23 protein-coding genes are annotated in these 25,072 nt (G+C 41.3%); 11 read left to right on the top strand and 12 right to left on the bottom strand.

Annotated elements, in window-relative coordinates:
* The first annotated feature begins 79 nt into the window (after window positions 1-79).
* The 5 genes from WKT13_RS09035 (at window position 80) to WKT13_RS09015 (ending at window position 4,277) form a co-directional block, all read left to right on the top strand.
* Window positions 80-586: a DUF4494 domain-containing protein gene (locus WKT13_RS09035; protein WP_298621113.1), complete on the top strand. Its 507-nt coding sequence runs from the start codon at window positions 80-82 to the stop codon at window positions 584-586.
* Window positions 586-1,260 (top strand): YggS family pyridoxal phosphate-dependent enzyme, encoded by a 675-nt coding sequence (locus WKT13_RS09030; RefSeq protein WP_340323717.1) that lies wholly within the window; start codon window positions 586-588, stop codon window positions 1,258-1,260. Before WKT13_RS09035 ends, WKT13_RS09030 begins: the two co-directional genes overlap by 1 nt.
* A gap of 1,084 nt (window positions 1,261-2,344) precedes the next feature.
* The gene (locus tag WKT13_RS09025; RefSeq protein ID WP_340323631.1) at window positions 2,345-2,923 is read left to right on the top strand and encodes a hypothetical protein; all 579 of its coding nucleotides are present in this window, start codon (window positions 2,345-2,347) and stop codon (window positions 2,921-2,923) included.
* Window positions 2,924-2,993: 70 nt separating this feature from the next.
* Window positions 2,994-3,572 (top strand): hypothetical protein, encoded by a 579-nt coding sequence (locus tag WKT13_RS09020; RefSeq protein ID WP_340323630.1) that lies wholly within the window; start codon window positions 2,994-2,996, stop codon window positions 3,570-3,572.
* A 120-nt stretch (window positions 3,573-3,692) separates the two neighbouring features.
* Window positions 3,693-4,277, top strand: a complete 585-nt coding sequence (locus WKT13_RS09015; RefSeq protein WP_340323629.1) for a hypothetical protein — start codon at window positions 3,693-3,695, stop codon at window positions 4,275-4,277.
* A 95-nt stretch (window positions 4,278-4,372) separates the two neighbouring features.
* Here the strand turns inward: WKT13_RS09015 and WKT13_RS09010 are convergent, their stop codons facing one another.
* The 3 genes from WKT13_RS09010 to WKT13_RS09000 form a co-directional block, all read right to left on the bottom strand.
* Window positions 4,373-6,160 carry a M6 family metalloprotease domain-containing protein gene (locus WKT13_RS09010; RefSeq protein ID WP_340323628.1) on the bottom strand — a complete coding sequence of 596 codons (1,788 nt, stop codon included), beginning with the start codon at window positions 6,158-6,160 and terminating at the stop codon, window positions 4,373-4,375.
* A 21-nt stretch (window positions 6,161-6,181) separates the two neighbouring features.
* Window positions 6,182-6,967 (bottom strand): EFR1 family ferrodoxin, encoded by a 786-nt coding sequence (locus WKT13_RS09005; protein ID WP_340323627.1) that lies wholly within the window; start codon window positions 6,965-6,967, stop codon window positions 6,182-6,184.
* 138 nt (window positions 6,968-7,105) lie between these two features.
* Window positions 7,106-7,498 carry a DUF1573 domain-containing protein gene (locus WKT13_RS09000; protein WP_298621125.1) on the bottom strand — a complete coding sequence of 131 codons (393 nt, stop codon included), beginning with the start codon at window positions 7,496-7,498 and terminating at the stop codon, window positions 7,106-7,108.
* Window positions 7,499-7,721: 223 nt separating this feature from the next.
* On the opposite strand from WKT13_RS09000, the gene aspS reads away from it, so the two are divergent.
* From aspS to WKT13_RS08985, 3 genes are all read left to right on the top strand, one after another.
* A complete protein-coding gene (gene aspS, locus WKT13_RS08995; RefSeq protein ID WP_340323626.1) occupies window positions 7,722-9,491 on the top strand; it encodes an aspartate--tRNA ligase in 1,770 nt (589 codons plus the stop codon).
* A gap of 139 nt (window positions 9,492-9,630) precedes the next feature.
* The gene (locus tag WKT13_RS08990) at window positions 9,631-9,912 is read left to right on the top strand and encodes a winged helix-turn-helix domain-containing protein (RefSeq protein WP_298621132.1); all 282 of its coding nucleotides are present in this window, start codon (window positions 9,631-9,633) and stop codon (window positions 9,910-9,912) included.
* 544 nt (window positions 9,913-10,456) lie between these two features.
* Entirely contained in the window at window positions 10,457-11,521 is a 1,065-nt protein-coding gene (locus WKT13_RS08985) for a mannose-1-phosphate guanylyltransferase (protein ID WP_340323625.1), read from the top strand.
* A 454-nt stretch (window positions 11,522-11,975) separates the two neighbouring features.
* On the opposite strand, the gene WKT13_RS08980 is transcribed toward WKT13_RS08985, so the two are convergent.
* The 5 genes from WKT13_RS08980 to mltG all read right to left on the bottom strand — a co-directional run bounded on the left by WKT13_RS08980 (window position 11,976) and on the right by mltG (window position 17,440).
* Window positions 11,976-12,161 (bottom strand): hypothetical protein, encoded by a 186-nt coding sequence (locus WKT13_RS08980; protein ID WP_340323624.1) that lies wholly within the window; start codon window positions 12,159-12,161, stop codon window positions 11,976-11,978.
* A gap of 17 nt (window positions 12,162-12,178) precedes the next feature.
* Window positions 12,179-12,814, bottom strand: a complete 636-nt coding sequence (locus WKT13_RS08975; RefSeq protein ID WP_298621136.1) for a DedA family protein — start codon at window positions 12,812-12,814, stop codon at window positions 12,179-12,181.
* A 9-nt stretch (window positions 12,815-12,823) separates the two neighbouring features.
* Window positions 12,824-14,245, bottom strand: coding sequence for a tetratricopeptide repeat protein (locus WKT13_RS08970; RefSeq protein ID WP_340323623.1), 1,422 nt, complete (start codon window positions 14,243-14,245; stop codon window positions 12,824-12,826).
* Window positions 14,245-15,960, bottom strand: a complete 1,716-nt coding sequence (locus WKT13_RS08965; RefSeq protein WP_340323622.1) for a glutamine--tRNA ligase/YqeY domain fusion protein — start codon at window positions 15,958-15,960, stop codon at window positions 14,245-14,247. Before WKT13_RS08965 ends, WKT13_RS08970 begins: the two co-directional genes overlap by 1 nt.
* A gap of 439 nt (window positions 15,961-16,399) precedes the next feature.
* Window positions 16,400-17,440, bottom strand: coding sequence for an endolytic transglycosylase MltG (mltG, locus tag WKT13_RS08960; protein WP_340323621.1), 1,041 nt, complete (start codon window positions 17,438-17,440; stop codon window positions 16,400-16,402).
* A gap of 308 nt (window positions 17,441-17,748) precedes the next feature.
* Between mltG and WKT13_RS08955 the strand changes: the two genes are divergently transcribed.
* Complete coding sequence (locus WKT13_RS08955) at window positions 17,749-18,501, top strand: MBL fold metallo-hydrolase (protein ID WP_340323620.1); 753 nt, start codon at window positions 17,749-17,751, stop codon at window positions 18,499-18,501.
* Window positions 18,502-18,747: 246 nt separating this feature from the next.
* Complete coding sequence (locus WKT13_RS08950) at window positions 18,748-19,137, top strand: (deoxy)nucleoside triphosphate pyrophosphohydrolase (protein WP_340323619.1); 390 nt, start codon at window positions 18,748-18,750, stop codon at window positions 19,135-19,137.
* 49 nt (window positions 19,138-19,186) lie between these two features.
* On the opposite strand, the gene WKT13_RS08945 is transcribed toward WKT13_RS08950, so the two are convergent.
* Genes WKT13_RS08945 through WKT13_RS08930 form a run of 4 tightly spaced genes read right to left on the bottom strand, consistent with a single transcriptional unit; the run spans window position 19,187 to window position 23,778 of the window.
* Window positions 19,187-21,619: a TonB-dependent receptor gene (locus WKT13_RS08945; protein ID WP_340323618.1), complete on the bottom strand. Its 2,433-nt coding sequence runs from the start codon at window positions 21,617-21,619 to the stop codon at window positions 19,187-19,189.
* On the bottom strand, window positions 21,616-22,578 hold the full coding sequence (locus tag WKT13_RS08940) for a FecR family protein (protein WP_340323617.1): 963 nt from the start codon (window positions 22,576-22,578) through the stop codon (window positions 21,616-21,618). Before WKT13_RS08940 ends, WKT13_RS08945 begins: the two co-directional genes overlap by 4 nt.
* Window positions 22,579-22,580: 2 nt before the next feature.
* Window positions 22,581-23,144, bottom strand: a complete 564-nt coding sequence (locus WKT13_RS08935; protein WP_340323616.1) for an RNA polymerase sigma-70 factor — start codon at window positions 23,142-23,144, stop codon at window positions 22,581-22,583.
* A 31-nt stretch (window positions 23,145-23,175) separates the two neighbouring features.
* On the bottom strand, window positions 23,176-23,778 hold the full coding sequence (locus WKT13_RS08930) for a hypothetical protein (RefSeq protein WP_340323615.1): 603 nt from the start codon (window positions 23,776-23,778) through the stop codon (window positions 23,176-23,178).
* A 456-nt stretch (window positions 23,779-24,234) separates the two neighbouring features.
* Here WKT13_RS08930 and WKT13_RS08925 point away from each other — a divergent pair, with 456 nt between their 5' ends.
* Entirely contained in the window at window positions 24,235-25,053 is an 819-nt protein-coding gene (locus tag WKT13_RS08925; protein WP_340323614.1) for a carboxypeptidase-like regulatory domain-containing protein, read from the top strand.
* The last annotated feature ends 19 nt before the right edge of the window (window positions 25,054-25,072 follow it).

Genomic DNA, 25,072 nt, shown 5'->3' with positions numbered 1-25,072 from the left:
TTTCGTTATGCGTTTTTCGGAATAAATTGCTACTTTTGCCGCCGAAAAAAAGAATCACATCAACATTTAAAGTGAATATATGAGATCGAGAACAACTAATTGGTTTGAGACAACCGTACGTTACGACCGCCAGGCCGAAGACGGCGGACAGAAAAAGGTGAGCGAGACCTATGTGGTAGATGCTCTGAGTTTTGGAGAGGCTGAGGAAACCATAACAAAAGAGATGGAACCCTATATAAGCGGTGAATTCGAGGTGAAGAATATCACACCTGCATCTTATGGTGAGGTGTTTTTCAGTGACAGCGAGACAGACGACCGCTGGTACAAGGCGAAACTGACGTTCATCACACTGGACGAGAAGACCGAGAAGGAGAAGCGCACGAGTGTGAACTATCTTGTGCAGGCATCCGACTTCAACGGTGCGGTGAAGAACATTGAGGATATGATGAGCGGTTCGGCTATCGACTATATGATCGCCAACATATCTGAGACAAAGATAATGGATGTGTATGAGCACAACGCTCCGCTGAAGAAAGAGGAACGCGACGACAGACCGGAATACGAAACTCAGGAGGAGACTGCGTGATGGACACTGACGTGGCACGCAATCTGCGCGAGGTGAAGGAGGCGCTGCCTGAGGGTGTGCGTCTTGTTGCAATCAGCAAATTCCATCCCTCTGAATGCATCATGGAGGCATACGGCGCCGGTCAGCGTGTGTTCGGCGAGAGCCGCGAACAGGAACTGGCCGTGAAGGCAAAGGCTCTGCCGCAGGACATAGAGTGGCACTTCATAGGCCATCTGCAGACAAACAAGGTGAAATACATTGCACCTTACATTGCCATGATAGAGGCCGTGGACTCGCTGAAGCTGTTGAAGGAGATCAACCGTCAGGCCGCAGCGAACGGACGTGTCATAAAGGTTCTGCTCGAACTCCATATTGCAGAGGAGGAGACCAAATACGGACTGTCGCTCGACGATTGCCGCAGTCTGCTCGAATCCGGAGAATGGCGCACGCTCGACCATGTGTGCATATGCGGTCTTATGATGATGGCCTCAAATGTGGATGACGAACAACAGATCCGCTCAGAGTTCAATCTCGCGGTTTCGTTCTTCGATGAGGTTAAACATAAATATTTTGCCGATGACGACAGATTCTGCGAACGCAGTTGGGGGATGAGCCATGATTACCATATAGCAGTGCAGTGCCGCTCTACAATGGTCAGGGTGGGGACTGCCATCTTTGGAGAAAGACAATATTGAGCTTTGCGTCCATATATTTTTAAAGAGCGCATACATGTTGCAGGCAGACAGCATGTACGCGCTTTCTTTTTGTTATCCTTCGGTCTTTTTGCGGTTTAGTAGAATTTCTGTGTGGATTGCTTTGCAATAAGGTATAGCTTTAAATTCTGAATCAGTGTTGTTTTTATTCTGCTGAGATAAAAGCAATATGTGGCACTTACAGTTTTTCAGCATCCTGTGATTTTTTCGTCTGAGTTTTCTGTTCTACCCCGAAAAATAATCGAATATTTGCAGCCAGACTTTCCTTCGGATGCAAATTCTCGAAAAATAAGAGCTTTGCTCAAAATGTTGAACATCAATGACTTACTGCAAATAAGAATTTCTCTGTCCTGCAATAAGCACCGTTTCAGCATGCGATATTGCCCATATCATGGGCTGAAATGCACAATATCACACCCTGATATAGGCTTAATCATACCATAATATGGGCATTATCGTAACGCCGGATGAATTATTCCGTACGACTTTATAGGATATATGAAGAGAGCATACAACCCGGAATAGGCTTTCAAACATTGGATTTAACATTTCACGACATCTATTTTCCGAATTTATTTTGTCAAAAAAAAGTCAAGAAAAACTGTAAGTTGGTCCCGTGAGTTTTCTTTAAAAATGCGTATATCAGTTGAGAAGTAAAGCCCGGGATTTGTGTATTTTTCTTGCAGTAATGATTCGTCGGGCTGACTGCTATAAATGTATTCTTCTTCCTTTTTTATATTGGTCATAATTTATAATTGATTTTTCTTATCCGGAATATTTACCGGATAAGCCTTTGTTTTTGACATAGTCACCTCAAAAAAATTGCCCACAACAACAGTCATACAAAATAATTCTATAACTTTGCTTTCGGTGATCATAAGACCCGAACAATCTGTTGAATGTCAGTTATAAAGATATAAAAGCATCACGCTATTTGGAACTTTAAGATGTTAATATATTATTGAAGAATAGTGATTATTATAGCGTCGTAATATCTGTCAATCTTTGCCTTATCCTAATAGAAGGTTTAATGTCTATAATGAATAGTTTTAAAGCATGTAAGAATATGATAAAGAATAGTATAATATTGTTATCTGTATTATTCCCGCTGCTTCTTTGCGGTTGCCGTAAAGACAAAATCCGTGATTTCGACCGCATGGTATTGAACAACAAAGTGTTGGAACGGGAGATAATAAAATATAGAGGACGTCCTGATCAATACCCTTTTTATAAAGGAATTAAAGTATATACCAGCGTATGGTGCAGGACGATAAACGATTCTACCGTGAGATATACACTTTGTCCGTGGTCAGATCCCGATGGCTTGAATTATGAGACGATTCTATTTATATGTAGAGTAGATGGTGAGGATGTGTTCTTTTTTTCCAACTTTGGACAATCGAGGATAGATTTTCATAATAACCCTTTTAAATGGTCTGACGAAGACAAGGAACGGTTCAAGAAAAAGTATTTTCCTGAGCTTTACGAAGAAGACCGTGTCAATACGGGAGAAATAGTTCTTTCCCATCCGGAACTATGTCACCTTACATTCATTAATGACAGTCTTGTCAGCAAAGCTTATAAGATAGGTATGCCTTCCGACAGAGTGAAGGTAAGGGTAGGTGACAAGGAGTATTTATGGTAGCTATTGTATGACAGGTATAATGATATGTAGAAAATCCAATGTATAATGTATTTTAAAATTCGCAAAAAGTATGATGAGGAATATCGCAACATCATTATTTGTATTATTCTTGTTGATGCTTTGCGGTTGTCATAAAGACAAGCTCCGTGATTTCGACCGCATGGTATTGAACAACAAGGTATTGGAACGGGAGATAATAAAATATAGAGGACGGTCAGATCAATATCCTTTTTATGAAGGAATTAAAGTCTATACCAGTGTATGGTGCAAGACGATAAACGATTCTACAGTGAGATATACGCTTGCCCCACTATCATATCCAGATGCTTTAGATACGAGGCCGGTTATTTTTATATGTAATGTCGGTGGTGAAGATGTGTTCTTTTTATCCCAGTTTGGAGTATCGAGGATAGATTTTAATAATAATCCTTTTAAATGGTCTGACGAAGATAAGGAACGGTTCAAGAAAAAGTATTTTCCGGAGCTTTACGAAGAAGGTCGTATCAATACGGGGGTAATATGTACTTCCCATCCAGAACTATGTCATCTCACATTTATCAATGACAGTCTTGTAAGTAAGGCATATAAACGAGGTAGCCCTTTCGACAAAGTGAAGGTAAGGGTAGGTGACAAGGAGTATTTATGGTAGCGGTCGTTAATTTATTGTTCTGTAATGTAAGCAATATAAAATTGGTAACTCTTAATGCGGAAATGTGTGCTGATGAAATGAAATAAAGATGTTGTATAAATAATTAATAATGTAATGATTATGAAAACGAAGGTGTTGTTTAAGACAGTAGCTGCTGTTATATTGGTGTTGTTTGTGTGCGGATGCCGCAAGGAAAAACCACATGAATTCGATCGTCTTGTGCTTAACAACAAGGCACTGGAACGGGAGATAATAAAATATCGGAAGAACGAAGACCAGCATCCTGCTTATGATGGCACAAAGGTTTACACCAGTGTATGGTGCAATACAATAAATGACTCGACTGTGCGTTATGTGCTCAGACCTTTCACAGATCCTGCTGAACTTGACAAATATCCTATCAACTTCATCTGTAATGTGGATGGTGAGGACGTGTTTTTTATTATGGGCTGTGGCGTCTCAAAGACCGATTATAAGAATAACTTCTTTAAGATGTCGGAGAAAAACAAGAAATGTTTTGAGAAAAGATATTTCCCTAAAGTGTATTACAGCAAGGACGGCAAGCCTGGACCGTACTGCTATTCAAATCCGTTACTGACTTATCTGACTTTCGTTAACGACAGTCTTGTAGATTATAGTATTGGATATGGTAATGTGAATGCTAAGGTTCTTACCATAAGAGACGACAAGCCGTATTGGTGGTGATTGTAGTCACGTTATAGATTATATGAATGATTTGAGAATAAAAAACAGTGGCGCGATTTCTTCTGCGCCACTGTTCCTTTTCTGAGAATTTATTCTTATTTCATGATTATTTTCTTTCCACCAATGATGTATATTCCCTTACCTGTTTCGGACGCATCGTTTCCGACATATGTGCCGTTGACGGTATAAATTCGGTTGTCGCTTTCTGCCGGAATGACAGACGGCAGTCCGATGTCGGTGCTTGTGTCGTGCACGTAGTTGAATGTTACGGTTCCGGTGGCTGTATCCTCTGTGATGTTTCTGAGCGCCTTGTTTACTTTTGGTCCGTCGGTGTACCAAGTGAAGTTGGGCAGGCCTCTGTCAAAGGTCAGTGATGTGATGTTGTTTGCTCCTGGGAACGGATCACCCTTGTGGCTGTTCTGATATTCGGCTGTCGAATAGTCTTTGTTATAAGATGAAATCAGTATGCCGTCGGCCGGTATGAGGGCAAAGCCAGGTTTCCCCGGTGTTTCGTTGGGATGATCGTTGAAGGCAACAGTGCTCTTAGGCCATTTCACATGGTAGGCAATGAGGCCGTGCCCTATAGCGTAGGTGTTCCAGTATTTTTTCTGAATGTTTTCCACTACGATGTATTCAGATTCGTCTGCGTCGTTCACCATTTTGTAAGATTGTCCACCGTCGCTTACAGGTGTGGCTGTGATGGAGGTATTGTTTTCAAGTGTCGTGATGGTGTGCCAGCCGAGAGCTTCGCGTTCCCATGCTGTGTAAGCCGTGGGACAGTAGCCATAGTATGTGTATTCGCCGGCGTCCATAATGCTCCAGTATTCCATTGCCTGATTGTCTATTTGTGCAGCGGCGGAATAAGGATAAAGGTCGGGAAGGCCAAGGCAATGCGAGAACTCATGACAGAAAAGACCTATACCGTTTATCTTAGGTGTGGCGAATATGCCACTTGTGACATCCGGATTGGCATTGAGCTCATTATTCAATCCGTAGCGCTGTACGCTCATACCGTTATAGTCGCCAAAGTTGCCTATTCCGGATTTTGGCCAGATAGTACTTGGATCGGCACCATTGCTTTCTCCGTATCCGGCGTATATGATATATACGAGATCGACTATGCCGTCAGCGTTAATATCGTATTTTGGTGTGGAGAAGTCTATCTGTGTAGATGCCAGAGTGCAGGCTTCCTTTATCATTTCGGCACAGTTAACATCTTTTACCGAACCACTGTTCTTTCCATAGTATGACAATTCTTTGGACAAAGTCACAGGTCCGACAATGTCAAATTCAGGTTGATATTGCCCGAAACTCATATCGCGGAAGAATTTCCCCACACTTCCGTGGTTCATGCTTTCGCCATATCCCATTTCTGTTTGTTTTTCACCGTTGAGGTACTGTTCGAATACAGTCTGCGGATCATTCACTGTGAACTTTGTGTCTTTGAAATCGACTAGGATGACAATGGCTGTAGGTGAGCCTGTGCATGGAAAATAAGGCGGATTGTATGTCGGAGCGATCGGCTCGCGACGCATGGAATTTCTGTTGCTGTCGGCTTCGCTGGAGAAAAATGCCTTCAAGTTCTGTTTTTTTACGTGTGAAATCTCATTGATTGAGCGTTCAGATTTTTCGTGTGCAAGTTGTGCGGTCGGTGTGATGTTGCCCATTGCATCTATATCGGCAATGTAGAAATTGTTGCCTGAACGTGCAAGTATCACGTTGTCCATTGTGCTGTACCAACTGAAGTTCTCGTCGCCATGAAGTCTGACGGTGATTGTGGTGCCGTCGCTCTGTCTTACAGAGAATGGAGTCGGGTTGGCTTTAGCAGCCCATGAAGTGGCGGCACATGCCATAAGCATGACAATAAGTAGAAAATGTCTCATATTATTTGGAATTTGTTTGTTTTAATGTTGTGTCTTTGGGTGTCCGTACCAGTATTGTCCTTTATTTTTTGTTCTGGAACCGAAACTGATGGCTTTTGTCGGGCAGTGGTGATAGCATGCAAAGCATGTCAGACATTTGCCGTTGTGCAACCATTCGGGTTCGAGGCCGACGCCACCTTTGATGTCATGAACGGGACATAAACTTGCGCATTTGCCACATCTGATACATTTGTCGTTGTCAACTTTGAAAGGTGTATCCTTGACAATATATTTCAGAAACAAATGGCCTATGATACGGCTGTTGATCCGAGGCCACCGGCCGATTGTGAGTTCTTGCAGACCATTCTGTCTTGTCTTGATGAGGCTTATGTATTTTTCAAGTGTTTTGTCTGCCTCCGTTATTTTAAGTTTTTCTTTTTCCGGAGTGTCAACGTCCATGAATGGCATGCCGACGTAAGACTCTGGCATAATGAGCGAAAATGAACTGTTGAGTTTTATCCCAGCAATAGCAAGATCCTGTTCGAGAATTTCAATGGTTTCACCTACAGTGTCGCCGGCTGTACACACGGCATAGCAAAAATTGTCTTTATAGTTGGTGAAACGGAGCTGTCTTATAAATTCTCTAACTATTATGGGGGGACGCCATCCGTGAACAGGAAAGCAGAATCCTATACGTTCACCGTCTTTGAGGGTGAATTCATGTTTGTTTATAATATCTGGTATATACAGCAAATCATCTACAATGTTTTTCCTAATTTGTTCTGCTGCCCATCTTGTATTGCCGGTTGCTGAAAAATAAAATATCATGCGATGCGACGGAGATGTTATTGCGGTTTTATGCTTGGCTGTCTGTATAAATAACTTTTATAAAATAAATAATCTCCAAATACATGTGTTGGTAATTGGAGATTATTATGTTGTGTTTTAATAAAGATATTTTTAATATTATTTGTCTTCAGTCATTTCGCCTACAATATACAGTCGCACTGTTTCATTAACTCCGTTTGTGCGCACGGTTATTGTTTTCTTGAAGCGTGCTGGGAATGTTCCTCTTCCGCTGTAAGTAACCTTTATCTGACCTTTTTCTCCTGGTTCAATCGGTTTCTTGGTGTAAGAAGGTACTGTGCAGCCACAACTTGCAATAGCCTGTTTTATGATGAGAGGCATATTACCGGTATTTGTAAATGTGAAGACACATTTTTGTACCGGATCGCTTTCTGGAAATTTGCCAAAATCGTAAGTGGTGTTTTCAAATTTAATTTCAGCATATTTCTTCTGTGCCATGGCAATGTTTACTGTAGCCAACAGCAAAAGAGATATAAAAAGAATCCTTTTCATAATGAATTGTTTAATTTTACCGCAAAATTATAAAAAAGATATCCTGACGTAGGATTTTATATCGGTATTTTCACATTAATTAATATATCTCTGCATATCTTAAAAATGCGATATTCATATATCGCATTATATAATGCAATAAGCAGGAATATATCTGTCATGATTTTTTTACTTTTCAAAGAATTGTTGTACTTTTGCAAAAAGTAAAAATTTTTATAAAACTATGTATAGAAGCAATACGTGTGGAGAGCTTAGGCTTTCTGATGCCGGCAAAACAGTGACATTGGCCGGATGGGTTCAGCGCGTAAGAAAAATGGGCGGAATGACATTTGTCGATTTGCGCGATAGATATGGTATAACTCAGCTCGTATTCAACGAGTCTGATGACAGTGAATTGTGCGATAAGGCAGGTAAGCTTGGACGTGAATACTGCGTACAGGCTACAGGAACTGTAAGCGAGCGTCAAAGCAAGAACCCAAATCTTCCGACGGGAGATATTGAAATTATTGTCAAGTCTCTGAACGTGCTTTCGGAAAGTATGACTCCACCGTTCACGATTGAAGACAATACTGATGGAGGTGATGATATTCGAATGAAATATCGTTATCTTGATCTCAGACGTCCTGCTGTACGTAAGAATCTGGAATTACGTCACCGTATGACAATTCTTATAAGAAATTTCCTTGATTCAAAGGATTTCATAGAAGTTGAGACTCCTATTCTTATTGGAAGTACTCCGGAAGGTGCAAGAGACTTCGTTGTTCCTTCACGCATGAATCCGGGACAGTTTTATGCGTTGCCTCAAAGTCCGCAGACATTGAAGCAGCTGCTTATGGTAAGTGGTTTTGACCGTTATTTCCAAATAGCAAAATGTTTCCGTGATGAAGATTTGCGTGCTGATCGTCAGCCAGAGTTTACACAGATAGACTGTGAAATGTCGTTTGTGGATCAGGACGATGTTATCGATTTGTTCGAGGATATGGCACGTCATCTGTTCAAAGAAGTACGTGGCGTTGACTTGCCAGCAAAACTGCAGCAGATGACATGGCATGAGGCAATGAGACGTTTTGGTAGCGACAAACCGGATCTTCGCTTTGGAATGGAGTTTGTGGAACTCATGGATGTTTTGAAGGGAAGCGGATCTTTCCAGGTATTCAATGATGCCGAGTACATAGGTGGTATATGCGTCCCAGGATGTGCAGGATATACAAGAAAACAGCTTGATCAGATTACAGATTTTGTCAAGAAACCACAGATTGGAGCGAAAGGCCTTGTTTATGTCAAGTTTAATGAAGACGGCACAATAAAGAGCAGCATTGATAAGTTCTATACACCGGAGGTGATGCAGGCACTGAAAGAAAAAGTTGGTGCAAAAGATGGAGATCTGCTTCTTATATTGAGTGGCGACAAGCCTAACAAGACTCGTGTTCAGTTGTGTGCTTTGCGACTGGAGATGGGTGATCGTCTTGGCTTGCGTGATAAGAATAAATTTGAATGCTTGTGGATTGTTGATTTCCCATTGTTTGAATGGAGCGATGAGGAACAGCGTCTGATGGCAACACACCATCCGTTTACAATGCCAAATCCTGATGATATTCCTTTGCTTGATGAACATCCTGAGCGTGTTAGAGCCATGGCATATGATTTCGTATGCAATGGAATTGAAGTAGGTGGAGGTAGTATCCGTATCCATGACTGTAAGCTTCAGGAGAAGATGTTCGATATTCTTGGCTTCACGCATGAGAGAGCGATGGCTCAGTTCGGATTCCTTATCAATGCATTCAAATATGGAGCTCCACCTCATGCAGGTCTTGCGTTTGGTCTTGATCGTTTCGTATCAATAATGGCTGGTCTTGATTCAATACGTGACTGTATCGCTTTCCCGAAAAACAACAGCGGAAGGGATGTGATGCTTGAGGCTCCGTCTGAATTGGATAAGAAACAGCTTGAAGAATTGAAGATTAGGGTTGACTTAGGTCAAGAAAATAGTTGAAAGTTTCCGACAATAAGTAAAAAGGCCCTTTTTCTTCATTAATGGAAGCAGTATATAAAAAATTAATCGTAATTTTGTAGCACAATTAAATCCATGATTAGTTATTATTTGTCTTGGAGTTTTTATTTTTTACTAAATTATGACAGAAAAGAAAGCTGCAACTAAGAAAGTTGTTACAAGCAAGGCTGCAACACCGAAGAAGTCGGCCGCAAAGAAAAATGAGGTAGTTATTAATGCAGAAAGTGTTGGATTCCGCGCCGGTGATGTTTATCAGGCACTGGCTGCTGCAGAAAAGCCGCTCAGCGTGGCTGACATCGCAAAGGCTGCAAAAATAAGTAAGGAAGAAGCATTTTTGGGTATAGGCTGGCTCTTTAAAGAAGGAAAAGTTAAAGATGAAGATTGTCTCATCACATTGGCTTAAATTTTTTTAACGATATCAAGGGGAGAGCTGTAATTTTAATTGCAGCTCTCTTTTTAATTTAATGTCTTTAGATAAGGAAATATTTCGAGTGTTGGCTGAAGTAGGAGACGAAGGATTGTCTATCCGAAAGATATCAATTCATGTACATAATGCATGTAACTCTTTTTTTGACAGGAGAACTTATGATGATGTGCATGAATATGTTACTCATTTCCTTATACGAAACTCACGCAATCCAAATTCATTAATTGAGAAGACTGGTCAGAGAGGTTGCTATCGTCTTAATACAAATTCATATATGACTCAACAGTTAATGTTGCAGTTTGCAGATGATGAAGATCATGATCAGAGCGCTTCGGATAATACACCAATTGTCGAGGATAAGTCGTTGTCTTTATTCTGATATATAAAGACCAATCTACCGGCGCAAGATGTTTTGTTTGTGTAGATACAAGTTATTTTTGATTTATTCTTTAAAATGTTTTTTAATTAAAAATATTTTATGTATTTTTGTTAAGAATACACAACATAACATATATTTTTTATGGATATAGCTAACAATCATCTGGTTATAATGGCAGGGGGAGTCGGGAGTCGCTTCTGGCCGATGAGTACTTCAGACAAACCAAAACAGTTTATTGATGTTCTTGGAACCGGACAATCATTGTTGCAACTCACCTGTGACCGTTTTGACGGAGTATGTCCGCCAGAGAATGTATGGGTGGTGACAAATAAAAAATATTTTGATATTGTTCGCGAGCAATTACCAGAAGTTCCTGTAGAAAATATTCTTTTGGAACCGTGTCGACGCAATACCGCTCCATGTATTGCGTATGTAAGTTGGCGTATAAAGTCTATTAATCCAAAGGCAAATGTTGTTGTTACGCCAAGTGATCATATTGTTACAAAGCAAAAGGAATTTAATCGTATTATAAAGTCTTGCCTTGATTTTACAAGTGATACTGATGCAATTGTAACACTTGGTATTTCACCAACCTGTCCGGAAACAGGTTACGGTTATATCCAGGCAGATCTTAGCTCATGTTCTCTTAGAAATAAGGAAATATTCAGAATTGATTCTTTCAAAGAAAAGCCGGACTTGGAAACGGCAAAGAAATATATAGCTCAAAAGAACTATTTCTGGAATGCTGGAATTTTTATTTGGAATGTCAGTACAATTGTCAATGCTTATAGGGTATATTGTCCTCAGATAGGTAAGGTTTTCGAAAATCTTGTTGATGTGTACGGTACACCAGAAGAGCGCAATATGATAGATAAAGTATATCCCGAATGTGAAAATATTTCAGTGGACTATGCTATCATGGAAAAAGTGGAGGATATCTTTGTTTGTCCGGCAGATTTCGGATGGAGCGACCTTGGATCATGGAGCGCATTGCTGATGCAGACACGTCGCGATCTTTATGGTAACGGATTATTGGGAAATAACATACATTTATATGATTCTCATAATTGTATAATCCATACGACACAAGAAAAGAAAGTTGTTATACAAGGGCTTGATAATTTCGTTGTGGCAGAGAAAGACGATATGCTGCTTATATGTAAACTTTCGGAAGAGCAAAGAATAAGACAATTTGCAGAAGAATAAAAAACAACAGGAAGGGGTAAAGATGAAAATATCTTACCCCTTCCCCTTTTTATTATATTGGCACTTTGATGTGTTGTATGGTCTGGATTTCTGTTTGTTTGTCTTTGTAGAAATTTAAAGAAAATCCGAACAACGAACTTCCTGTTTTTCATGACTTTTTTGACAAAAGAAAAACGTAAAAGAGGTGTGAATATATATTAAACGTAATGATAAAGACTTATTCGAGCTATACAGCTTTATAGTATATACTGTAGAATAATACCGGATCATTCATATTGCACTGCGTTTATGCCCGTTTTAGGGTCTGATTTTGCCTGTATTAGGGTGTAATATTGCGCGTTTTAGCCCCTGATATGGACAATATCGCATGCTGAAACGGTGATTATTGTATGACGGAAAAATGTTGTTAAACGTAAGTTGTTTATTTACAATACTTTTAGTGTGATTCTTATTTTTAGAGTTTTTGCGTGCAATGGAGATCTGCCCGCAAATACTCACTTATTTTTGGGAATAGAACAGAAAACTCAGATGGGAAAATTACAGGATACTGAAAATCTGTAACTGTTCCGATGACTTTCTCTTCTACAGAAAACAGCAATGCTAATATTTGGGGATTAATGCCGCGCTTTTTTATTGCCATTAATCCCCGTTGAATTTCTACAAAGCCGTTTGCTTCTTTTTTCTGATATGACGTACAATGAAATATATTATTACTGCAACAAGGAATATAGAAATTGTTATCCATTTAATATATTCACCGTATTCATTGATTTTATCGTTCAACTGCTCCTCTGGGACAATTGTGTGAAGATACCATCCCAGTGCTGCAAGCACACAGTTCCAGCAACCGGCTCCGATCGTTGTATATAGTATAAATTTCCAGAAGTTCATTTTTGCAAGTCCGGCTGGAATGGAAATCAGCTGTCGTATTACTGGGAGCATACGTCCGGTGAGTGTTGCCACAGCACCGTGATCAGCAAAGTATTTCTCGCTTTTTTCCATTTTTTCTGTACTAAGCATACAAAGTTTTCCCCACCTGCTGTTTACAAATCTGTATATAATTGGACGGCCGAGGTAGTAAGCCAGTGCGTAGTTTGCTATGGCTCCCAAATCTGCTCCTATGGTTGCAAATAATACGACAAGAACTATATTTAATTCTCCTGCTGCAGCATGATAAGCTGCCGGAGCGACAACAATTTCGGACGGAAAAGGAATAAAGGTGCTTTCAATAAACATCAGAAACAATATTGCACCGTAATTAAGATTATCCAGTAAAGTGGAGAGAATGTTCATTTTCTTTTCTTATTTTAACTTGTTATACATGTAATTATAATATTCGTTTACATCCAGTTTTTCTGGGAAAAGAAATCCGAGTACATAACGCACTTCGTCCTTTTCTTCTTCGCATGCTTTTTTAAGGTATTCAAGAAATTCTGTTGTTTTATTTAATTGATGACAGCAAAGTGCGAGATATGACAGTCCTTTTTTGTCGGTATCAGGTCTGAATGCAGGAACAGCTTTGAACATTTTGTATGCAATGTTTATATATCCGCAGTCGAATATAGACATTGCAATGTTGAGAAAAATTCTTCTTGAGAAGTTTGAGTTATGAATTGCATTGCGGAAATATTCCTGAGCTTCCGTCAGATCATTATGCTCAAGGTGTATGTGTCCACGAAGTACCTGTATTTCGTTTTTGTCAGACAAAGGGTGATTCTCAGCTTTGTCGACATATTTCAAAGCCTCATCTTTCTTTCCTGTTGTTGACAGAGTGAGTGCAAGTTCCTGATATATTTCAACAAAGTCGGACTCGTTCTTTGTTGCTTTCTTTTCCGCAGTCTTATATGCAGATATCGCTTCCTCATATCTGCTGAGATTGATAAGCGTATTTCCCTGAAGGATGTATCCGCTGTGATTTTCCGGACACAAATTGGTGAAACGCTTGTAATATTCCAAAGCATCCTCATACTTGCCTAGTCTGAAAAGTGCATTTGCCTTATTCAGAAGAGCTTCGTCATCCTCGGGATTAATAGCTATTGCATATTCACTGCTTGTAATGGATTCTGATATCCTTTCGTGCATCAGTTGTGCTGAGGCTAGCCTGTTCCAGAAATGATTGGAATAAGGATCTTCGTTAATGAGTTCCTCGAATATGTGTTCGCTTGTTTCGTAGTTACCCTGTCCCAGTGCGATGCGTCCTTTCAGTTCCTTATAATCAGAAAGATCTTCATCGTCTGACATATCTAGCCATTGTTCTGCGATATCATATTTTTCATAATCAACAAATATAGTCGCAACATCAAGAATGAAATCAGCAATGTCGTCCTCATCGATGTGGGTCATACGTTCACGCAGATAATTGTCGGCCTGTGAAGCCCTGTTGTCTACGATCATTATTTCTGCTATAAGATAGAAATAGTCCAGATCACTTTTGTCGCCGACCATTTCTGCGTAATGTTCAGCGAGTGTACAATCGTGCTCCTCAAGCAATGCAATTCTCGAACGGAAAATAACAGGCATTGTTGAGTCAGGGAAAAGTCGTATGGCATAGTCAATAGCTTTGATAGCCTGAGAGATATTGCCTTTTTCATAATAGAACTCGGCAATATCTGTCAGTTCTTCAGGTTCCATGTATATGTCTTTATTTACGAGTTGTGCTTCCTCGTATTTTTTTATAATGTTTCTGAACTGTATGCTATCAAAGTCTTTTTCGCCGTATGCCATCATTTATTTTGTTTGGCCCATGTGTCTTTTAATCCTACGGTCTTGTTGAACACTGGTGCATCTGCCGTAGATACAGGGTCAGCCATAAAATATCCGATGCGTTGGAACTGGAGATATTCTCCGGCCTTGCGCTCGGCAGCATACTCCTCAACGTAACAGTTTTCGTTGATTTTCATGCTGTCTGGATTAAGCAACTCTCTGAAGTCGCGTTCGTCAGCCGACGGATTTTCAATATTGAACAGTCTGTCGTATATGCGTACTGTGGCTTTCTTGCAATGGTCTGCAGATACCCAGTGGAGTGTTCCTTTCACCTTGCGGTTTGCTCCTTCGCGACCGCTCTTCGATTCCGGATCATATTCGGCCTGTATTTCAATGACATTGCCGTTCTCATCCTTTGTGCATCCGGTACATTTTACGATGTATGCATTCTTGAGTCTCACTTCCTTACCCGGTGACATTCTGAAGAACTTCTTAGGAGCATCCTCCATAAAGTCTTCACGTTCAATCCATAGATTCTTAGAGAATGTGATATTGTGTGTACCGTCAGCTTCATTCTCAGGATTATTCACAGCAACCATCTCTTCTGTCATGTCGTCGGGATAGTTGGTGATGACAAGCTTCACCGGATTGACAACTGCCGAGACTCTTATGGCGCGCTTATTAAGGTCTTCACGCACGGCTGCCTCAAGCAGTGCCACATCGTTCAGAGCGTCAAACTTAGTGTATCCTATTGAGTCGATGAATTTACGAATACTTTCCGGCGAATAACCACGGCGTCTCATTCCGCACAGTGTCGGCATACGCGGATCATCCCACCCGTTCACCTTCTTTTCGTTCACAAGGGCGAGCAGTTTACGCTTGCTCATCACTGTGTAAGTCAGATTCAGACGGTTGAATTCTATCTGTCTTGGTCTGAAGTCATTTATATTTTCTGTCTCACCGTTCTTTTCTTTCAAGAAGTCTATGAATTTGTCGTAAAGTGGACGGTGAGGGACGAATTCCAAAGTACAGATGGAGTGGGTGACACCTTCGAAGTAGTCGCTTTGTCCATGGGCAAAGTCATACATAGGGTATGCATGCCATTTTGTTCCTGTGCGGTGATGCGGTGTGTGTATTATGCGATACATTATAGGATCACGGAAGTGCATGTTGGGATTTGCCATGTCGAGTTTGGCTCTCAGCACCATGCTTCCTTCTTCTGCCTCAGGCGTATTCATTTTTTCAAACAGTGCCAGATTTTCCTCCACCGGACGGTCTCTGTATGGTGACGGTTTGCCAGGTGTTGTAGGCGTTCCCTTTTGTTCGGCAATCTGTTCGGATGTCTGCTCGTCGATGTAGGCATGGCCGTTCTTTATCATCCACACTGCAAACTCCCACAGCTTTTCAAAATAATCGGAAGCATAGAATATCTTGCCCCACTTGAATCCGAGCCATGTTATGTCGTTGAGGATGTTTTCTACGTATTCATTGTTTTCCTTTGTAGGATTTGTGTCATCGAAACGCAGATTGCAGACTCCATTATATTTGTCGGCAACACCAAAATCCATGCATATAGCTTTTGCGTGTCCAATGTGCAGGTAGCCGTTCGGTTCCGGCGGGAAACGTGTTTGTATGCGTCCTGCATTCTTACCTTCAGCCAGATCTTTCTCTACGATCTGTTCAACAAAGCTTATGCTTTTTTTCTCCAGAGATGTTTCTTCCTCTTTGATTGCCATATTTTTCTATTATTAATTATGTTGCAAAATTAAGAAAAAAAATCAGTTATATACATTTCTCCAATATAAATTTTGCCTGTAGGAGAGGTGGTTCTGTTATTTTTGAACAAAACGTATGGTTGTGAGTTGATATATGTCAGTTATGATGCAGTGGGAATGATAGTTACCGTTTATGGCCGGAAATATGAATAATAAGGAATATTTATGCAAAAAAAAGCTAATAAAAGGAAAATTATGCTTTATAATATATAAGAGATTTTAACATTATCTAAAAATATGTTACCTTTGTTTCGTTATCCTGAATACAATCTTTTTACCTTAAGAGAAAGGCTAATACCTATTGAAATAAATGCAGGCTCCTGTGAAGAAGTCTGCATTTTGTTTTTATAATTCCGGCGTTTTTCTTTTTGTTTTGTGCCGGTATGATTGTTTCCGTTTTTTATTTTATTCCTCTTTTGTTCAACGCTTGGGTGTATCTGCGTGCATTGGCCATATGCTCTTCATATGTTCGTGCAAAGTTGTGGGTACCACTAAAGTCTTCTTTAGCACACATATACAGGTAATCATGCTTTGTATGGTTGAGTACGGCTTCAATACCTGCTATTGACGGAATTCTGATTGGTCCTGGTGGAAGTCCGGTACGTCGGTATGTGTTATACGGACTGTCTATGTTAAGCAGTTTGTTGTATATTCTGCGCAGATCAAATCTTTTCCATGCAAACTTGATGGTGGGATCAGCCTGCAGCGGCATACCGTCGGGATATTCACTGTTGCGAAGTTTCAGACGATTGCAGTACATGCCGGCAACCATAGGTTTCTCTTGGTCATTGGCTGTTTCTTCGTCCACAATGCTTGCAAGAGTCATTATTTCTGTTGGGCTCATTCCTATGTTGGCTGCTCTTGCCATGCGCTCCTCGTCCCAAAATCTGCTGTATTCCTTCTTCATGCGTTTGAGCAGATTTTCGGCACTTGTATTCCAATAAATGTCATAGGTATTGGGGATGAACATGCAAATTACAGTTGTTGTATCAAATCCCAGTTCCTTACATGTCTTTTCGTCTTTCAGTGCATTACAGATAGTTGCACTGTCTATCATGAGTTTCTCTGACAGTTGAGCCGACAGTCTTTCCACGGTTCTCACCGATGGTATAGTGAGGTTGACGGGTGTCTGCAGTCCGTTCTTCAAGCGTCTGAAAGTGACGGCCGCACCCTCTCCTGGTTCTATAGCATATCGTCCGGTGCGTATGTTCTCAGCGTATTTGCTGTATCCGGCAAGCATCTTGAATGCTGAAATAGCGTGTGGCGTTGATATTTTTTCCAGTTTCACGGTCACAGAGTCTATGTTGTCGTTGTTGTCGATATATACATATTCAGTTGTATCTTTGGCTGACATCGACGAGAAGAAATAATAATATGTGACTCCACATATTATCAGTATGCATACTGCTGCAATAATAAGAATGTTCCTTCTGGATTTCATTGCTATTCGTTTTTAGTGCAAAGTTAATGCATTTTTGTCCTAAATACAAAATTAATCAGCCGAAAAACGAATGTAGAAAAGACATCGTTTTGCTATGACACGGAAAACATATATTTCGGATTGTTTCCCTATTCATAAAGTACAGAATAGTGCATCAATGGATGTGTTGCTCATGCAGTATTTTGAATATTTATGCTGTGAAGAACCGTTGTGCGCTAGATTTTTCATAACTTTGCTTTGTGATGGCTCATACAACAGACATTTCGGCATTGTGAAAATCATGACGCTAGGATAAAACAGATGTAAAGATGAGATTGACATATATATTCCACAGTGGCTTTGCCATAGAGACATGCAGTAGTATACTGATATTTGATTACTGGATGGATCCGGCCGGCGTGATACCAGGTTTACTGGAGTCGGAGAAAGCGGTGTATGTATTCTCCAGCCATTTTCATGAGGATCATTTCAACAGTGAGATATTCTCATGGAAGGAAATAAGGTCTGATATTAAATACGTCCTATCCAAGGACATACTAAAGCGGCGCAGGGCTGTGTGTACCGATACCGATGTCTGGCTTGCAAAGGGTGGAACATGGAGTGACGGTAATATTTATGTTATGGCTGCCGGAAGCAACGACAGCGGTGTATCATGGATTGTGGAGACTGAGGGCAGACGCATATTCCACGCTGGTGACCTCAATAATTGGTATGCGCGTTTTCTTACAGAAGACGGTAATGGTATCAAAGAAGATTGTGCTGATCAGTGCTCTGGGGTGGATCCTGTGAGAGAGGAGCGGATGTTTTTAGGAGAATTGAAGGATGTGCATAAGATTGCCGGCAGTTTTGATGTTGCTATGTTCCCTGTTGACGGCCGTATAGGTAATGGATATACGCGTGGCGGAAGACAGTTCATCGAGATGTTTGAAGTCGGGCTCTTTGTGCCCATGCATTTTGTGGCAAGCGGTTTTGAGTCGGCATGGCGTATGAAGGAGTTCACCGATGAGCATGGAATAAATTTCTGGAAGATAAGTCGGGAAGGTGAGACCGTTGATGTCTGATAAAATGTGGTGTGAGGATAGTATGATGATTTGAAAGTTTTATGTATATCAGCCTTTAAATGAATAAATATACAATATTCGGAATAAAAATATCTTTGCATGTTTGTATGACAGTTTTGTTGTAATGATGCAGATACGATATTGTTTTAATATCGTGGTACACGAGGTGGTTGTTTATTGCCAGTATTGGTATGGAGTGACTCAGAAAGCGAAATATAAAGAATAGAAAACATAAAGATAACATAGATGAACAGACGCATAACGGTTGTGGCTGCTATAATTTGCTGCAATGGCAGCTATTTTGCCACACAGCGCGGATATGGTGAGTTTAAAGATTATTGGGAATTTCCCGGTGGAAAGGTGGAGATGGGTGAGAGTCTGATCGATGCTTTGAAACGTGAGATAATGGAAGAACTAGATACGACAATAAGCGTAGGCCGTCGTCTTACAACAGTCGAGTACGATTACCCTTCTTTCCATCTAACCATGCACTGCTATCTCTGCACTGTTGTCACCGGTGGTCTTGTGTTGAAAGAACATGAGAGTGCTGCATGGCTTACGCCGGAAAACCTTGATAATGTGAAATGGTTGCCGGCTGACAGACATGTAGTTGAGCTTTTGATAAAGCGTGTCTAATGCGTTATGTTTACAGGGGACTTGCTTCTACGTTGGTGCATAGTTGATGTCAGAACTTAAAACTTATACTTACGTATGGCAGGCAGTTGCCGTTCCAGCTTACAGAATAAAGACTTAGAAAATCCTCTTCGGACGGTCGGCCGATTATGTTGTAAAGTCCGCAACGTAGCAAAAGCAGTTTTTTCCCGAATGTTTTCTCAAATGAATATCCTGTGTCTATGCGATAGTTCATTGGTTCGCGTGTGGTTCTGAAATTAGTTTCAGGGCTCTCTTCAAAACCGTAATCGGAGTCGATCACTTTGCCGGAACGCATCATTCCGCCAACGGAGACAAGTGAATGTGGGTTGATGCGGAAAGACAGGGCTGTACCCAACTGATGGGGTACGTCGTAAAGAGACGGTATTTTGCCTTGCTCCGGAAGATCATCGAACCATTCGCGGCTACGCGAGTATGCATAAGATAATTGGAACAGCCAGCGCTTCCAGTTTTTATTGACATAGAATCTGATACCGTAGCTATCGCCGTTTCCTGCCATGATGTATTGGTTCCAGTTACCTTCCTCAATAAATGCGTCAGGTCTGAAGGCTACTACGTTGTGTCTGGTCTTATAGTATGCCGACACTTCCAGTAGTCCGTTGTCGATAAAGTGTTTCCATCCGGCTTCGTAGTGCTCGGATGTACGTGGTTTGTATCCGTCGATGCAGGGCATGCGGAAATCGGTCGGCATATCCCAGTAACTGAGTCTTAGACAGTGATAGAACTGCTCCATTCGAGAGAAGTTTATGTATATGATATCGTTGTCCCATGGAAAATATTTTAGCGAGAAACGTGGCTGTATGCTGTAATAATTTCTTTCGTCATGCGGAAAGTAGCCTACGCCGTGCACGCCAACTTGCACAGAGATGCGTTCGGAAACACGAATCTGATTGTCGTAGAACATGGAAACCTGACTTATAGGTTCATGTTGTGTGCTTAAATCGTTATCGTTAGATACGAGATCATAGATGTCGTACGAATACTTGAGGCCCCAGCGTGCTTTATAAATGTTGTCGGCCGAAAATGTGAATTCTGTTGTTGTGTTGAGTGATTTTATACCACTGTGTATGTATCCTTCTGTGTCAAATCCCATAATGTCGATGCGTGCCCTGTTGGTATGACTGGAATAGGACAACGAAGTATTGTTTTCTATTTTTCCGAGTTGTGTACGATAGGCGAGTTGATAAATATGGTTGTCCCATCTAAGCACCGATGTGCGTTCATTGTCGTATATCGGCATGCGGTAGTCGTCTCTGCTTCCGTATGCCATCAGGCTGAGCGAACTTACCGGTGATATGTGATATGAGAGTTTGGCATTGTAGTCATAGGCAGAATGGTTAAGCCTGTTTTCTTCTTTTTGCATATTATCGAAGAAGTCCAACCAGCTTTTTCTTGCACTGACTATGTATGAAAGTTTATCCTTTATAATTGGTCCTTCGAGTGTCATTGATGCGGCTGGCATGTCTAGTGAGAGCGTATTTACATATTCATTCTTGTTGCCGTCCTTGAGATTTATCTCAGTGACTGACGATAGCCTGCCTTCAAAGCGTGTGGAGAAGAAACCTTTGTGAAATACAATGTTTTTTACGGCATCTCCATTGAACATCGGCATCAGACTGTTGAAATGTCCGGGATGGAACACGGCTACGCCGTCGAGCAGAAACAGATTTTCGTCGGCTCCACCACCGTCGGCCTGCAGATTGTTGCCTGCTGGCGAGGACATTACGCCGGGTAATATCCAGATTTGTGAGAACAAGTCGTTTCTGCTGAAGGAAAGCATGTTTGAGGCAGTGAGTTCGTGCAGTTCGTTTTCACGTTTATTTGTCTCAACCGTGAGCTCGTCTATTTCGAATGCCAAAGGCTTCAGAGCTGTTGGCAGAAAACAATTGTTATCAGCTTTTATCTGCCGGGTGATGGGGGCATAGCCGACATATGACACGGTGAGTTTATAGCTTCCGCGTGGTGCATACAGACGAAATGAGCCACCGACATCGCTCTGTACCATGAGAGGGTGGCCGTCACCTCTGTCGAGGCGTATTATTGCTCCATAAAGTCGTTCATTGCTTTCTTCTTCATACACTGTACCACTTATGCAAATGTTTACTTTTTTTGTGACTTGCAGTGCTATCTTACGCGGAGGTATAGCTGTCATTCTTACGTCGTATTCAGTGAGTACGGCTTTCAGAAGCCGGCCGACAGTTGTTTTGCCAGATATGCTGATACTCACTTTTTTGTCAAGGTCGATTGTCGAGGGATTGTATGACAGTATAATGTTGCATTCTTTCTCAATCTTGTCAAACCATTGTAACACAGTGGCGGAAGAGGCGCTTATTGTTAGCGTCTCTTCCGCTACCGTGTCGTCCGGCTGCCACGACTGACAGAAGACTGTTGACGGCATGCAGGATAATGCAGTGAGCATTATCAGTAGCATGTACAGTTTTTTCATTTATACAGTTTATAATGTTTTCCTTCTGTAATTGTCTTGTATTTGCAGCCGCAAATGAATGCCAGTTCCTCGGCCATATTGCGGGCATCAATATTGTCAAAACGTGTTGTTACAAGATTTTGTTCAAGACCTTCAGACAACTCAATACGTATGCCTGTTTCCTGTTCTATTTGTTTCACGACATCTGTTATCCTGGTGTTGCTGAAAGTCAATGTCACATCGCTTTCGCTTAGAGTCGTGTCCGCATTGTCGAAGGTGCCTGTCTGCAGGTTACCATCTTTCAGTATAGCTTTTTCGTTTTTAACAATAATGACACTTGTTTCGCCAGCTGTCACTTTCACAGTTCCGGTGCTTACGTATACACCGGTGTTGTTTTTGGTGGCTGCATCGACGAGGAATGATGTCCCGAGGACCTCTACGTCAATAGCTTCTGTTTCAACCTTGAAGCTCATGCCGTTTTGTCTTTTTACCTTAAAGAATGCTTTACCTTTGAGCTTTGCCACTCTTGCCTCTTTACCGTCAGACTGACTGAAGGCAAGAGTGGAGTGGGGATAAAGCTGCACTTCAGATCCGTCTGGCAGCGTTATCATTTTTTGTGTGTTATCCGTATTCGCATAGTGGGTGGTGTTTCCTTCTGTATTTCCGGAAAGATATGGCACAGAGAACAGTATGACAAGCAGTAATGACGCGGCGGCTACAAGTTTCCATGTTCTGCCATAGAGGTAGAGCAATGATGGCCGATCATGTAGCTTAGATACTATTTTCTGCCATGCTTTTTCAGTGTCATAGCATCCTTCATCAGGCTTGTTCAACGAAGCTCCGATGAGTTTAAGCAGTCTTTGGTATTCCTCAGTGTTGTCCGAAATCCAACTGTCAAGTTCGGCTTGTTGGCCGTCCGTCATTTTTTCGTTTGCAAAATGCCTGGCAAGCAGTTCGTTTATGTCTTCTTTACGGTTCATTTCTACTTATGGTTTATAACGATGGATAAGATGATAATGATAAACGCAGCCAGAGCAGATCTGTTTTCTGCAACATATATACGCAACAGTTTGATCGCTTTTGTCATTTGATTGTCTATTGTCTTTTCTGACAAATCCAGAGCCTTGGCAATCTCACGGTATTTCATTCCGTGGAGTTTTGCCATAAGGAAGATATCCTTGCATCTTGGAGGCAGAGTCGAAAGTGCTGATTCGAGTTTTTCTTCCACCGATTTGTTGTCGTCGGCATTGCTGTTGTCGTCGCACATATCGGCTGCTGCAGAGTTGCGGCAGTCTATAGGAACCATCTTATAGGCACGTTTTCGCAGGAAAGAGATGCTGCGGTTTTTAACGGCGGTGGTCATGTATGCGGCGAAATCAGCTTCAGGCATGGAGTCGAGTTTTTTGTTCCACACGTTTATGAACAGTTCCTGGACAATGTCCTCGGAGTCATCCATGTCGGAAACATATCCATAGGCTATGTTGCATAGCCTTGGATAATGTTTTTGAAATCTGCTCTTGAATATTTCCTTACTGTCGGCTCTCATTGTTGTGTATGTGTCTGTATTGTGTGACTGTTCAGAATCTGAAACTGAGTCCGGCTGTTACGAATCCTTTGTGGCCAAGTCCTGCTTCAAGGAATGCTCCGATGCTTTGGTTGCCAACCCTTATAGCTATTGGATTCACCTGATATGCAAACGATGGACTGAGGTCTGTCTTGCTTGCTGCAGATTTTCCTGCCTCTGTAAGTCCTGTTTCCTTGTGGCTTTTCAGATTTATACCGGCAGCGGCATTTCCGTAAAGCTCAACAACTCCACTTTTGAGGTATACGAATTCGGCTGTGGGCAGTATCATGAAGTTCAGCTCGCGTTCTTTTATTGATGGAGTCTTGTCGCTTGCAAGTGTCAGTTTGCTGCTTGTGTGTGAGAATCCAAAATCGGCGCCTACTTTGAAACGATTGATTGCATAGCGGTAGCCCAGTCCGTAAACAATGCTTGATCTTTCATCTGTGCGTTTGCTGCCTGTGATTGCATCTGCCATTCCTAATCCGAGAACGTCAACTGTAGACTGTGTAAGACCGTCGCTTGCCGAGATGCGTATCTCGTGTTTGTTCTCCTGGCCGTTTGTTACGTTGTTTACTGCGAATAAGCACAAAGATAATACAAATAATTTGAATTTCATATTGCTGTGATTTTTAATGATTAATAATGTCTTTTTGTGAGTTATTTTTGCCCTTATAACGCGGGTTATTCAGAATACCCCTATTTACAGCGCAAGAATTTTTTATAAATTCGAAAATTTATTATTTATGTGTAATCTGCGGCTTGACGTAAAATGAGACAGCGATTGCAATTGTTTTTTCATTCTGGGTGTCAGGTTTCTAGTCTGTATAATGCCATGATGACGCTATATGATTTTGCAAGGTAACATTCAAAATATGTTGGCGGTTATGCTCTCGGTGCGATATGCTGCGCGGTATACTGAATACACATGTTTGGATGTACGGACTGAAGTAAATAGATGTTGTGTGGATTTACTTTGTATAATATATTTATTCGAAATAGTTTTTATTCGGAGATGCAAGTTATTGTAGGCAAGTGCGTTTGATTTATAGACATAATCTAAAAAATCTTTAATATGAAAATTTGCAGTATTATTAATTTCTTTTGGCTGATAGTGTGTTTTTTTTGTCTTGTCTCATGTGATGAGGAGAGTGATTTTATCTCAGGGCCTACTACAAGTAGCACCATAATAAGCGGAGTTGCACGTACTGCCGATGGCAAGCCGCTTGCGGGAGTGCAGGTGAGTCTCGACTATAAAGAGTCGGTATGGCTGGGCCAGCAGGTTACGCGTCATAAGGCTAAAGGCGTGACCGACAACGAAGGAAATTATCGTCTGTACTTCGAGTTGCGTGACGATGAGTTGTGCGACAGTGGAAACGATGCGTCTGTAGCACGAAATTTTTATCTCACAATAGACCTTTCTTCACTTCCTGAAGATATGTATATAATGCCGAAAGACATCAAATCGGACAACGATGGACAAAAATTGCTCTTTTATTATGATAACCGCCATTTTGAGAGGGGCAAGTATTATACTCATAATCTCTACGTTTCACGTAAGTGCTGGATTGATGTAATCATTGTGAACAATGGCAAGATAGAGCCCAATGATAAGTTTGTTGTGTCAAATATGATAAAATATGGTGGCGACTATCTGCCTTTCAATTCTTATTATCGCGACGGTCGTGTGCTTATGGAATATCCGTTGGCTATGACGTCAGACCGTGAACAGACGTTCAGAGTGCCGTGTGCGCTCAACGATTCTAATAGTATTTACATCGGATGCATGGAGGGTGGGGTAGGCTCGTACGATGCTGTTACACCTGTCAAGAAGGTCTTTGTAACAGAAGACGGACCGCAGTTGGTAAGGTTTGAGATTGACGCTGCTGAGTGAAACAGATAATATGGTTTAA

The sequence above is a fragment of the Prevotella sp. HCN-7019 genome, from assembly GCF_037890215.1.
In the GTDB taxonomy this organism is placed as follows: Bacteria; Bacteroidota; Bacteroidia; order Bacteroidales; family Bacteroidaceae; genus Prevotella.
This window is presented reverse-complemented; position numbering and strand designations above follow the sequence as displayed.